The following is a 12,617-nucleotide window of genomic DNA, read 5'->3' on the forward strand; positions in this document are numbered from 1 at the left end:
GGCACCGGACAGGCACGAGGACCAAGGAGCTACTCCGCCACCGCGACCACGTGCTTGCCTGCGGCGCCGCCGCGCTCGAACGCCTCGTGTGCCGCAGCGATGTCAGCGAGCGGGTGCACGCTGTCGATCACGGGGCGCAGCGCACCCGACGTGACATGACCGGCCAGTTCACGGAGCAGGGCGGTGTCGGGATTGGCGCTGAAGGTGCGGATGCGGCGGGCCCCGTACACGCTCGACGCGGCGATCGCGGCCAGGGCCGAAGCGGACAGTCCCACGGTGACCATCCGGCCGCCCTTGTCCAACCGGCTTCGGTAGCAGTTCAGTTCAGAGCCGACGGTGTCGACGATGACGTCGAACGGCCCTGTCCGGTCCGAGGTGGTGGAGCGGTGGTCCAGCACCTCGTCGGCACCGATGCCGGTGAGGAGCCCGGCGTGGCGGTCGCGGGCCAGTGCCGTCACATGGCCGCCCATCGCGTGCGCCAACTGCACGGCGGCCGTGCCGACTCCGCCGGCCGCGCCCCGGACCAGAACCCGTTCCCCGCCGGTGAGACGCACGCTGTCACGCAGCGCGAGCAGTGCCGTGGAGCCCGCGACGACCAGGGAGGCCGCCTCGACCGGCGACAGGCTTTCCGGGGCGGGTGCGATCCGGTCCGCAGCGACCACCACGTACTCGGCCGCCCCCGCTGTCGTGTGCCTCAGGCGGGGATGCACCATGCCCCACACGCGGTCCCCCACTCGATGACCTGCGACATCGGCGCCGGTCTCGGCGACCGTCCCCGCGAAGTCCAGCCCCACACCGATCGGGAAGCGGCGCCCCGACACCATCTTCAACTCCCCGGCCCGGACGATCACATCGTGCCCGTTCACGCTGGACGCCTCGACCGCCACCAGGACCTCTCCCGCGCCGGGAGCGGGACGCTCCACGTCATTGACCCGCAGGACGTCCGCCGTACCGAAACCCATGACCTGAACGGCCTTCATGTCGCTGTCCTTCCGTGACCGGTTGTGGTGTGTCCGATGCTGGCCCCCGCACGCGGCATCGCGGTCGTTGTCCTGTTCCTGGGTCCGGCAGACCCACCCTCGCGGGCCGCGCCGACGGCATACTGCTGCCGTGACCGACTCCTCGCACGCCCTGAACGACGATCCGCGGCGCGAACTCGCCGAGTTCCTGCGCACCCGCCGAACCCGGGTGCGCCCTCAGGACGTCGGCCTGGAGCCCGGCCCGCGGCGGCGCGTGGCCGGGCTGCGGCGGGAGGAACTGGCCCTGCTGGCGGGGGTGAGTCCGGACTACTACCAGCGCATGGAGCAGGGACGCGACGTACGTCCCTCCGAACAGGTCCTGGGCGCTCTGGCCCGCGCCCTCGACTTCACCGCCGAGGAGACACGCCACCTGCACGGTCTCGCCGCCGCCGCTCGCACCCCGGCCCGCCCGCCGCGTGCGTACGCACCGGAGACGGTTCCGGACACGACGCTACGGCTGCTGCGCGCCACGGCCTCGCCCGCCCTGGTCGTCGGCCGTTTCCTGGACGTGCTGGCCTGGAACCCCCTCGGCGCGGCCCTGCTGGGAGAGTTGACCCGGCTGCCGGAGAGGGAGCGGAACCTGCTGGCGCTGTTCCTGCACCCCGAGGCCGACCGGACCTGCCCGAACCGCGCCGCCACCGTCGCCGAGCTGATCGGGATGCTACGGACACAGGTCGCCGCCGATCCGGGACATCCGCGCGCCGTGGAACTGGTCGGTGAACTCGCCGTCCGCAGCGACGAGTTCGCGGCCGTGTGGGCCCTCCACGACGTGGAGGAACCGACTCGTGGCCGTCTGCGCCTCAACCATCCCCAGGTCGGGGCTCTGAACCTGGACTGGGACGCATACCCGATACCGGGCGCACCGGGCCCCGCTCTCATCGTCTGCACAGCCGCCGACGACAGCCCCGACGCCGAACGCCTGCGCCTCCTCGCGGGCATGCTGGACGCCGACTGATCCGGCGCGCGCCGACGTACGGCACGGAAGTGGCTGTGGCAGCCGGTGCGGGTTCACTTCGCGGGCCGGTCCTCGCCGTCGTCCTGGAGCAGCTGACGACGTTCCTGTTCGCGTTTGGAGTAGGCCGCCGCCCGGATCGCCTCGTCGCTCTCCAGGCCAGATCCCAGCGCGCCGCCGACGGTGGCGGTCGAGGCGACGAACCATGACAGCGTCCAGTAGTCCGTGGCGTCCAGCGGGGACCGCGTCATGGAGGCGAACACCTGGTCGTTGAGGATGAACAGCGCCCACACCAGATTGATGACCAGCAGCCCCACGTAGCAGACGAGCACTCCGAGACCCACGGTCAGGACCGTCGAGGCGTTGTAGAGCCTCGCCTTCTGTTTCGCTTCCCGCGTGGACGCCGCCGGCCGATGCCACAGGTTGGCGTCCACGATCAGCCAGCCGATCATGATCACGACAGATCCGACCGTGGCGATCATGAGACGGGGCGTGCTCAGGGCCTCGGCCAGGCTCCAGACGGTGGAGTTCACGGTGGCGACCGCCCCCGTGGCGAGTGCGGCCGCCAGAGCTTTCGACAAGCCCGGCACCAGCCGCCACGGCCGGTTGGCGCGGACCATACCGCCGAGGATCCGCAGGTAACCGCGCGGCCCGCTGACGACGTAGCGCAGATCGGCGGTCTCGTCCTCATCGACCGGACTCGGATGAACGGGTGTGAGGCGCCCGTTGAAGGGCGCGGGCAGCGGCGGCTCCCGTGGCGGCGCCTGCGCCCCGGCGGCCCGCGGACCCGTCAAGCCGAGCACGGCCTCCTCCACGGCTAGCCGGGCCCTCTTCTGCAGCCGCAGACCGCCCAACGAAGGCAGTGACAGCAGCACCAGGCCGTGCTCGTGACTCAGGTTCACGACGAGCTTGCGCCCGTGTGCGTGCAGCGGAAGGTCGGTGAGGGCCACCACGATGTCCCAGTCCTCCGCCCTTCCACGGTCCATGATCCGGCGCATCAGCGTCGGCGGGTCCTCGGTCCCCGAGGTGAAGGGCTCACTGACCACCTCGACCTCGAACCGTCGCCCGGGGCCCGACTTGTCGGCGAGCCGGGCGGGAAGTGTCCGGGCCATGCGCCGCGCGATCTCCGTCGGCGCGTCCGGATCCGCCAGGAGAGCCACGACCGTAACGCTCTGGGACGACTCCGGCATGACTGGGCCCCTCTCGTCGGCTGCACAGGCGATCACGGGTTCCCACAGGATGTCCGGGAGTAACGTCGAGGTGCCGGGGGCCTTGCACCGCGGTCACCCGGTCGGGCGAGGCCCCTCGGGGCCGACGGTGCGGACCAGGGCGCCCGCCTTTTCCCGGTGCTCGTGCACGAGGCGGATCGCCATGGCTCCCTCGCCCGCCGCCGAGGCCACCCGTTTGACCGAGCCGCTTCTGACGTCACCGGCGGCGAACACTCCGGGAAGTGTGGTCTCCAGCAGCAGCGGCCCACGGCCGAGCGGGTCCCACCGGGCCGCGTCGGCCGCCGCCCGGGCATCGGCGCCGGTGAGGACGAAGCCCTTCTCGTCCAGGGCCAGCACTCCTCTGAGCCAATCCGTACGCGGCCTGGCCCCGATGAACACGAAGAGCGCCTTGGCCGGCAGTTCGCGGCGCTCGCCACCGGCGTTGTCCCGCACGGTCAGCGACTCCAGCTTCTCCTCCCCGGTGACGCCCCGGACCTCGGTGCGCAGGAGCACCTCGATCTTCGGGTGCCGTGTCACCTGGTCCACCAGGTAGCGCGACATGTCCGCGTTGAGGTCACCTCCGCGGACCAGGAGGTGGACCCGGGAGGCGTGGTTCGCGAGGAACAGCGCCGCCTGGCCGGCGGAGTTGCCGCCGCCCACCACGGCGACCGGGTCCGCCCGGCAGAGGCCGGCCTCGTGGACGGTCGCCGCGTAGTAAACACTGACGCCCTCCAGGCGGTCGATGCCGGGCACCTCCAGCCTGCGGTACCACACGCCCGAGGCGAGCACCACGGCGCCGGCCCGCGTCCGGGACCCGTCGGTGAAGGAGATCTCGTACTCGTCGTCCTGCGGCGTGAGCCCGTCGACCTCGGCCGGCACCATGAGGCGGGCACCGAACTTGCGGGCCTGGAGCACCGCGCGTTCGACTAGCTCGCCCCCGGAGACGCCCGAGGGGAAGCCGAGGTAGTTCTCGATGCGGGACGAGGTGGCGGCCTGGCCTCCGGTGGCCACGGCGTCGACGGTGACGGTGCGGAGTCCGTCGGAGGCGCCGTACACGGCCGCGGCGAGTCCCGCCGGGCCCGCGCCGACCACCATCACGTCGCACCGCCCCGGCTCCGGGGAGGGAGCGGGCAGCCCGATGAGCCGGGCGAGTTCGGCGTTGCTCGGATTGCGCAGGATCCGCTCGCCCTTCCAGAGGACCACCGGAGTCTCCTCGGGACGGATGGAGAACCGGCGCAGCAGTGACTCCGCCTCCTTGTCCTTCTCCAAGTCGACCCAGCGGTGGGGCAGCCGGTTGCGGGCGGCGAACTCACGCAGCCGCAGCGTGTCGGGCGAGTAGCACGACCCCAGGATCCGGAAGCCGGCGCCGAGTCCGATGAGCAGATACCTGCGGCCCAGGTAGGCGCGGAGGATGAGGTCGCCGAGGACGGGGTCGCGGCCCACCAGGAGGCGTAGCGGCTCCGCCGGTACCGCCAGGATCTCGCCCGCCTCACGCACCACGGCCGTGTCGAACGCCACCTCGCCCTCCAGCAGCCCGAGTTCACCCAGGAACCTGCCGGGTCCGTGCACGGCCACCGTGCGCTCCTCGGGCCCGCCGGGGTCCTGGAGGATCTCCACGGTCCCGCTGAGGATCGCGACGAACTCCCGGAACGGCTCGCCCTCGCGGTACAGGACCTCACCCCCGTGGGTCTTGCGGTGCTCACCCTGCGTGGCCAGCTCACGGAGCTGCTGCGGCGTCAGGCGCGGGAACGCCCCGCCCTGGTCCGGTGTCTCGTGGACCGCGCCGTGCCGGTGCTCGGCCCCGCTCATCAGACCAGGGCCTCATGGACGTAGCACCAGCGCCAGTCCTCGCCGGGCTCGAAGGACCGCACGACGGGGTGGGCGGCGTTCTGCGCGTGCCATCTGGCGTGCCTGCGGGGCGACGAGTCGCAGCAGCCGACGCGCCCGCACGTGAGGCAGAGCCTCAGGTGCACCCAGGGGGAGCCCTCCTTGAGGCACTCCTCGCAGCCCTGGGGGGTACGCGGCGTGACGGGGCGCACCATCTGCAGGTGCGGGTCGGGAATCGTGGACATGGGGGTTCTCCTTCCGTCTGGAACCGCTGCGCGAGGAGGCCGGCCGGTCCGGGTCGGGGCCGCGTTCCGCCCACGTGGTGGTCGGCCCGCCCGTGTTCAGCCTCCCGCCGCGGTCCGCCGGTCCTCCAGCGCCTGCTCGACCCACCGGCGCAGGACCTGTGCGGGTGCCGCACCGGCCTGCCTGGCGAGCGTCCGGCCCCGGTCCAGGACGAGCAGGGTCGGTACGGCCTGCACTTCGAACCGCTGACTGAGCCGCGGGTTCTTGTCGACGTCGACCTTGGCGAGCTTGATCCGTCCGGCGAGGTCGCGGGCGACCTGTTCGAGGGCGGGGCTGACCATGCGGCAGGGACCGCACCAGGTGGCCCAGAGGTCGACGACGACCGGCACGGTGGCCCGCTCGACGACCTCGGCGAAGTCGTCGTCGCCCGCGTCCACGATCCAGGGCAGCGGCTGTGTGCAGTGGCCGCACTTCGGGCTCCCTTCGGCGGCCACGGGAATCCTGTTGGCGCGTCCGCAGTGCGGGCAGGTGACCGTCACCGTCGCGGTGGTGTTCACGCCGCCCTCGCCTCCCGCGCCGCGTCCCGCCGGTCGTAGGTCACCACCAGTTCTCCGTGGTCGGCGTCGACGCGGACCGTCGCGCCGTCCTGGACGTCGCCCCGCAGCAGCGCGCGTCCGACGAGTGTCTCGACCTCGTGCGAGATGTAGCGGCGCAGTGGCCGTGCCCCGTACACCGGGTCGTAGCCCTGGTGGGCGATCACCTCGCGGGCGGCGTCGGTGAGTTCGACGGTGATACGGCGTTCGGCGAGCCGCTGCCGCAGTTCGTCGAACTGCAGGTCCACGATCCGCTCGATCTGCCGCTCACCGAGCGGCTTGAACAGCACGATGTCGTCGACGCGGTTGAGGAACTCGGGGCGGAAGTGCCCGCGCAGCTCGCCCATCACCAGGGCTCGGGCCTCCGGCTTGATCTCCCCCTCGGCCGTGGCGCCGTCGAGGAGGTGCTCGGAGCCGATGTTGGACGTCATGATGATCACGGCGTTGCGGAAGTCGACGGTGCGGCCCTGGGCGTCGGTGATGCGGCCGTCGTCGAGGAGCTGCAGCAGGGTGTTGAAGACGTCGGTGTGCGCCTTCTCGATCTCGTCGAACAGCACGACCGAGTACGGCTTGCGGCGTACGGCTTCGGTGAGCTGGCCGCCCTCCTCGTAGCCGACGTATCCGGGTGGTGCCCCCATGAGCCGGCTGACGGTGTGCCGTTCCTGGTACTCGCTCATGTCGAGGCGGACCATGTTGTCCTCGGAGTCGAACAGGGCCCGGGCGAGAGTCTTGGCCAGTTCGGTCTTCCCGACGCCGGTGGGGCCGAGGAAGATGAACGAGCCGATGGGGCGGCGCGGGTCGCGGATGCCGGAGCGGGCACGGATGATGGCGTCGGCGACGAGCCGGACGGCCTCGTCCTGGCCGATGACGCGCTCGCGCAGGATCTCGTCGAGGCGCAGCAGTTTCTCGCGTTCGCCCTCCTGGAGGCGGGCGACGGGAACGCCCGTCCAGGCGGCGACGATCTCGGCGATCTCCTCCTCGGTGACGACCTCGCGCAGCAGCCGGTTCTGCCCTTGTTTGGCGGCCAGTTGTTCCTCCTCCGCGGCGAGCCGGCGCTCCAGGTCCTGGAGGCGGCCGTAGCGGAGTTCGGCCGCACGGTTGAGGTCGTAGGCGCGTTCGGCCTCTTCCGCCTCTTGGCGGGTCTGCTCCAGTTCCTGCCGCAGTTCCTGCACGCGGCGGATGGCCTGCCGTTCGGCCTCCCACTGCGCGTGCCGGGCATCGGCCTCGCCGCGCAGGTCGGCCAGCTCTTTGCGCAGCTCCTCCAGGCGGGTTCGGCTGGCGGGATCGGTCTCCTTGGACAGGGCCGCCTCCTCGATCTCCAGGCGCGTCACCCGGCGGGTGATCTCGTCGAGTTCGGCGGGCATCGAGTCGATCTCGGTACGCAGCCGGGCGCATGCCTCGTCGACGAGGTCGATGGCCTTGTCGGGGAGGAACCGGTCGGTGATGTAGCGGTGGCTGAGGGTCGCCGCGGAGACCAGTGCGGTGTCCTGGATCTTGACGCCGTGGAAGACCTCCAGGCGTTCGCGCAGTCCGCGCAGGATGGAGATGGTGTCCTCCACGCTCGGCTCGTCGACCAGGACCTGCTGGAAGCGGCGTTCGAGGGCGGCGTCCTTCTCGATGTGCTTGCGGTACTCGTCGAGGGTGGTGGCGCCGATCATGTGCAGTTCGCCGCGCGCGAGCATCGGCTTGAGCATGTTTCCCGCGTCCATGGCTCCTTCGGCGGCGCCCGCTCCCACGACGGTGTGGAGCTCGTCGACGAAGAGCAGGATGCGTCCCTGCGCGGCCTTGACCTCGCTGAGCACGGCCTTGAGGCGTTCCTCGAACTCACCGCGGTACTTGGCACCGGCGACCAGCGAGCCCATGTCGAGGGCGAACACGACCTTGTCGCGGAGCCCTTCGGGCACGTCTCCGCGGACGATGCGCTGGGCGAGGCCTTCGATGATGGCGGTCTTGCCGACGCCGGGGTCGCCGATGAGGACGGGGTTGTTCTTGGTCTTGCGACTGAGGATCTGGGTGACGCGGCGGATCTCGGCGTCCCGGCCGATGACCGGGTCGAGCCTGCCGCCCTTGGCCTCGGCGACGAGATCGCGGCCGTACTTCTCCAGGGCCTCGTAGGCGACTTCGGGATTGGCGGAGGTGACACGCTGGTTGCCGCGGACCTGGGTGAGCGCGTCGAGGAACGTGTCCCTGGTGACGCCCGCCTGGTTGAGCAGTCGTCCGGCCGCGGTCGCGGAGCCTTCCTCGGCCAGGGCGAGCAGGAGGTGTTCGACGGACACGTACTCGTCCTTGAGTCGTCTGGCCTCCCGTTCGGCCGTATCCAGCAGGCGGCCGAGGCGCCGGGTCACGAAGACCTGGCCGGGGGCCGCGCCGGGGCCGGTCACCTTCGGGCGGCGGGAGAGTTCCTCGCGCACGGCCGTGCGCAGGTTCTCCGGCTCGGTGCCCGCCTGTTGCAGCAGGCGCGGGATCAGGCCGTCCTCCTGGTCGAGGAGCGCGAGCAGCAGGTGCTCCCCGTCGACCTCGGTCTGTTCCATGCGGGCGGCTGCGCTCTGGGCTTCCTGGAGGGCTTCCTGCGATTTCTGGGTGAGGCGGTTCATGTCCATGGGGGTGTGTCACTCCTCGTATCCCGGTCGCGCAGGGCGGATTCGAGCAGGCTGATGCGGTCGAGCAGGTCGAGCACCAGGCCGATGGATGCGTAGTTGAGGCAGAGTCCGGAGCGCAGCCGCTGGATGCGGGCGAGGTCCGCCGGGGCCGTGGGGCCGAACACCAGGCGCCCCGCGCCGTCGCGTCCGGCGTCGAGCAGGCCGAGGGCGACGAACCGGCGGACAAGGTCGGGATGCAGGCCCGAGCGACGGGCCACGGCGTCCAGGGAAAGGCCGGGTGAGGCCACGAGGGCGTACCGGACGGCGATGCCTGCCCCTTGCGCGGGTCGGTGGTTCATCGCGTCCTCCTGGGGTCGTACGAGGAGGTGGCGGCGAGCTCCTCGAACAGTTCGCGTTCCCGGTCGTCGAGGGTGGGCGGCACCATGATGCGCAGTTCGGCGTACAGGTCACCGTCGACGCCGCGCGGATGCGGCATGCCCTCGCCGCGCAGCCGCAGCCGCCGGCCGCTGGACGAGCCGGCGGGTACCGTGACCTTGGCCGTGCCGCCGGCCGGAGTCGGTACCGGCACGGTCGCCCCCAGTGCCGCCTCCCAGGGGGCGACGGGGAGCTGGACGTGCACGTCGCGGCCGTCCAGCCGGAACCGCGGATGAGGCCGGATGCGCACCCTCAGGTACAGGTCGCCCCCGGCGGCGTCACCGCTTCCCCGGCCGCCCTCGCCCGCCAGCCTGATGCGCTGCCCGTGGGTGACGCCCGGCGGCACCTCGACCTCGTAACGCCTCGGCTGCCCGGCGGGGCCGGCGAGTGTGACGGTACGACGGCCGCCCCGGTACGCCTCCTCGACGGTGAGCGGCAGTTCGGCCTCCTGGTCGGCTCCCGGCACACCCCCGGCGGCGCCCGCTCCGAAGAGCGAGCCGAGAAGGTCCTCGATGTCGACACCCTCCGCCGCGAAGTCGTCGCCGAAGCCGGTGGAGTACCGGACCCGGGGGCCACCCGCGCCCGAGGTGGTCCGGGCGCGGAAGCCGCTGCCCGCGCCCGCCGCGACCCGTTCCTCGTAGTCCTCGGGGATCTTGCGGAAGTCCTCTCCGAACCGGTCGTAACGGGCCCGGGTCTTCGGATCCGACAGGACGCTGTACGCCTCGTTGAGGTCCTTGAAGCGTTCCTCCGCCCCGGGATCCTTGTTGACGTCGGGGTGGCTCTTGCGGGCGAGCCTGCGGTACGCCTGCTGGATCTCGTCCTGGCTCGCGGTGCGGGACACTCCCAGCACCTCGTAGAAGTCCTGTGCCATGACCGGTCACTCCCGCTTCGCGACGGTCACGGCGGCAGGCCTGAGCTGTCGTTCTCCGTCCCCGTAGCCCGGGCGCAGCACCTCGACGACGGTGCCCGGTGGGGCGTCGGGGTCCTGGACGACGCCGATCACCTCGTGCTGGGCCGGGTCGAAGGCGACGCCGGTCTCCGCGTGCCGCTGGTAGCCGAGGAGTTCGAGGACGTTCACCGCTTGGTCGCGGACCGCCCGAACGCCCTCCACGACCGCGCCCGCCTCGGCGCCGGCGTGGGCCAGGGCGAGTTCGAGGTTGTCGAGGACGGGCAGGAAGGCGGCAGCCGTACGGGATCGCTCCACCGTCCGCTCCCGCTCCAACTCCCTGGTGTGGCGCTTGCGCAGGTTGTCGAGATCGGCGAGCGCGCGGCGCCAGCGGTCCTCCAGTTCGCGGAGCTCGGTGGAGTACTCGCCTTCGGACGGTGTGTCTGCGCCGGCCGCGTAGGGGCGGGGCGCCTCGTCCGTGGCGGTCCCCCGCTCGGTCGGCGGATCCGAGCGCGGCGGGTTCTCGGGGGGAGGGCTCACAGCGCCCTCCGGAGCCGGATCGGTCTGCCCGGACACGGCCGGGCCGGGTTCCCCTGAGTGGATCGGCATGGCGATTCCTCAGTCCTTGTCGAACTCGGCGTCGATGATGTCGTCGTCACCGCCGCCCGGGCTGCCGGCCGCCCCGTCCCCGGTGGCCGTCGTCCGGCCCGGACCTCCCGTGGCGGCGGTGTCCTGGTGAGCCGCCAGCCCGGCGAGTACCTGCTGGAGTTCGGAGGTCAGAGGCCGCGTGCGCTCCACGCCCGCCTCTTCCTCGACCGCCGCCCGGGCGTCGGACACGAGCATCTCGGCACGGGCCTTCTCGTGCCCCGGCGCCGCGTCGCCGAGTTCGGCGAGACGCTTCTCGACCTGGTAGGCGACGGCGTCGAGCTCGTTGCGGGCGTCGACGGCCTCCCGCAGTGCCTGGTCCTCGCCCTGGTTGCGCTCGGCCTCCTGGACCATGCGTTCGACCTCGCCGCGGTCCAGGTTGGAGCTCTCGCTGATGGTGATGCCCTGTTCCTTGCCGGTGTCCCGGTCGCGGGCCTTGACCTCAAGGATGCCGTTGGCGTCGATGTCGAAGACGACCTCGATCTGTGGTTCGCCGCGCGGCGCCGGCCGGATGTCGGTGAGCTGGAACCGGCCGAGCACCCGGTTGTCGGCCGCCCGCTCGCGCTCGCCCTGGAGGACCACCACATCGACGGCCGGCTGGTTGTCCTCGGCGGTGGAGAAGGTCTCGCTGCGGCGCACCGGGATGGTGGTGTTGCGTTCGATGATCTTCGTCATCACACCGCCGCGGGTCTCCACGCCCAGCGACAGGGGGGTGACGTCGAGCAGCAGGACGTCCTTGACCTCGCCCTTGAGCACCCCGGCCTGGATCGCGGCGCCGAGCGCCACGACCTCGTCGGGGTTGACGCTCATGTTCGGCTCCTTGCCGCCGGTCAGCCGGCGCACAAGGGCCTGGACAGCGGGGATACGGGTGGAACCGCCGACGAGGATGACCTCGTCGATGTCGCTCTCGCCGACCTTGGCGTCGCCCATGGCCTGCTGGACCGGTCCCAGGCACCGCTCCACCAGGTCGCTGGTGATCTGCTCGAACGTGGACCGCATGACGGAGTCGGTGAGGTGTTTGGGACCTGCGGCGTCGGCGGTGATGAACGGCAGGCTGACCTGCGTCTGCGTCACCGAACTGAGCTCGGTCTTGGCCTTCTCCGCCGCCTCGAACAGGCGTTGCAGGGCCTGCGGGTCCTTGCGCAGGTCGATGCCGTTCTCTTTCTGGAAGCCGTCCGCCAGGTGATCGACCAGACGCCGGTCGAAGTCGTCCCCGCCCAGGTGGCTGTCGCCGGCTGTGGAGCGCACCTCCACCACGCCGTCACCGACATCGAGGATGCTCACGTCGAAGGTGCCGCCGCCCAGGTCGAAGACGAGGACGGTCTCGTGCTCCTTCTTGTCCATGCCGTACGCGAGGGCGGCGGCCGTCGGCTCGTTGATGATCCGCAGCACCTCCAGGCCCGCGATCCGGCCCGCGTCCTTGGTGGCGGTGCGCTGTGCGTCGTTGAAGTAGGCGGGCACCGTGATGACCGCCTCCGTGACGCGTTCCCCGAGTTGTTTGGAGGCGTCGTCGGCGAGTTTGCGCAGCACCTGCGCGCTGATCTCCTCCGGCGCGTAGAGCTTGTCGCGTACCTCGAAGCGGGCCGCGCCGCCGTCGCCCTCGACGACGTCGTACGCCACCGCCTTGGCCTCGTCGGAGATCTCGTTGAAGTGCCGGCCGATGAACCGCTTGGCCGAGTAGATGGTGCCCTTGGGGTTGAGGATCGCCTGGCGCCGGGCCAGCTGGCCCACCAGGCGCTCCCCGGTGTCGGTGAAGGCGACCACGGACGGTGTCGTGCGGTTGCCCTCGCTGTTGGGCACGACTGTCGGCTCGCCGCCCTCCCAGACGGCGATCACCGAGTTGGTGGTGCCCAGGTCGATACCCACTGCCTTCGACATAGGAACTCCTCCCGGTGCGGCCTCCCGCACCGACTCTCCGGAGCACGTTGGTTTTTGGGTACGGCGGACGCACATGGGTTCAGGTACGGCGGACGGAACCTCCGCCGGTGGCCTGCGGCACGCCGTTCAGCCTGCGCGGGCGGGCTCCGCGGACACGACGGCCTCGTACCGGCTCGGGCCGTGCGGTCGTCGCCCGTCCCACAGTGCGCAGGACGCTCTCGAACACCTCCCCAGCGTGATGAGCCGGGCCGCTGCGCGCCTGAGCCCGGCAGGTCAGAAATGCGGGGGTCCGGTCGTCCTGGGAGTATCAGAGGAGGAACTCGAACAGTTTGAATGAGCCGGCCTGTGGAAC

At 71.3% G+C, this 12,617-nt stretch carries 11 protein-coding genes; 1 reads left to right on the top strand and 10 read right to left on the bottom strand.

Features of this window, described 5'->3' with window-relative positions:
• Positions 1-29: 29 nt before the first annotated feature.
• Entirely contained in the window at positions 30-980 is a 951-nt protein-coding gene (locus tag K3769_RS11740; RefSeq protein WP_267026380.1) for an NAD(P)-dependent alcohol dehydrogenase, read from the bottom strand.
• 130 nt (positions 981-1,110) lie between these two features.
• On the opposite strand from K3769_RS11740, the gene K3769_RS11745 reads away from it, so the two are divergent.
• Positions 1,111-1,974, top strand: coding sequence for a helix-turn-helix transcriptional regulator (locus K3769_RS11745; protein ID WP_267026381.1), 864 nt, complete (start codon positions 1,111-1,113; stop codon positions 1,972-1,974).
• 53 nt (positions 1,975-2,027) lie between these two features.
• Here K3769_RS11745 and K3769_RS11750 read toward each other — a convergent pair whose 3' ends face one another.
• The 9 genes from K3769_RS11750 to dnaK all read right to left on the bottom strand — a co-directional run bounded on the left by K3769_RS11750 (position 2,028) and on the right by dnaK (position 12,265).
• On the bottom strand, positions 2,028-3,161 hold the full coding sequence (locus K3769_RS11750) for a hypothetical protein (protein WP_267026382.1): 1,134 nt from the start codon (positions 3,159-3,161) through the stop codon (positions 2,028-2,030).
• A 93-nt stretch (positions 3,162-3,254) separates the two neighbouring features.
• Positions 3,255-4,988 carry an FAD-dependent oxidoreductase gene (locus tag K3769_RS11755; RefSeq protein ID WP_267026383.1) on the bottom strand — a complete coding sequence of 578 codons (1,734 nt, stop codon included), beginning with the start codon at positions 4,986-4,988 and terminating at the stop codon, positions 3,255-3,257.
• Positions 4,988-5,251, bottom strand: a complete 264-nt coding sequence (locus K3769_RS11760) for a UBP-type zinc finger domain-containing protein (protein WP_267026384.1) — start codon at positions 5,249-5,251, stop codon at positions 4,988-4,990. Before K3769_RS11760 ends, K3769_RS11755 begins: the two co-directional genes overlap by 1 nt.
• A 96-nt stretch (positions 5,252-5,347) precedes the next feature.
• On the bottom strand, positions 5,348-5,806 hold the full coding sequence (trxA, locus tag K3769_RS11765; protein ID WP_267026385.1) for a thioredoxin: 459 nt from the start codon (positions 5,804-5,806) through the stop codon (positions 5,348-5,350).
• Positions 5,803-8,442, bottom strand: a complete 2,640-nt coding sequence (gene clpB / locus K3769_RS11770; protein WP_267026386.1) for an ATP-dependent chaperone ClpB — start codon at positions 8,440-8,442, stop codon at positions 5,803-5,805. The genes trxA and clpB overlap by 4 nt, the downstream gene beginning before the upstream one ends.
• Positions 8,433-8,780: a chaperone modulator CbpM gene (locus tag K3769_RS11775; protein ID WP_267026387.1), complete on the bottom strand. Its 348-nt coding sequence runs from the start codon at positions 8,778-8,780 to the stop codon at positions 8,433-8,435. The genes clpB and K3769_RS11775 overlap by 10 nt, the downstream gene beginning before the upstream one ends.
• Positions 8,777-9,727, bottom strand: coding sequence for a J domain-containing protein (locus tag K3769_RS11780; RefSeq protein WP_267026388.1), 951 nt, complete (start codon positions 9,725-9,727; stop codon positions 8,777-8,779). The genes K3769_RS11775 and K3769_RS11780 overlap by 4 nt, the downstream gene beginning before the upstream one ends.
• A 6-nt stretch (positions 9,728-9,733) precedes the next feature.
• The gene (locus tag K3769_RS11785; protein ID WP_267026389.1) at positions 9,734-10,351 is read right to left on the bottom strand and encodes a nucleotide exchange factor GrpE; all 618 of its coding nucleotides are present in this window, start codon (positions 10,349-10,351) and stop codon (positions 9,734-9,736) included.
• 9 nt (positions 10,352-10,360) lie between these two features.
• Positions 10,361-12,265 (bottom strand): molecular chaperone DnaK, encoded by a 1,905-nt coding sequence (dnaK, locus tag K3769_RS11790; protein ID WP_267026390.1) that lies wholly within the window; start codon positions 12,263-12,265, stop codon positions 10,361-10,363.
• Positions 12,266-12,617: the final 352 nt, after the last annotated feature.

It is taken from the genome of Streptomyces ortus (genome assembly GCF_026341275.1).
Lineage (GTDB): Bacteria > Actinomycetota > Actinomycetes > Streptomycetales > Streptomycetaceae > Streptomyces > Streptomyces ortus.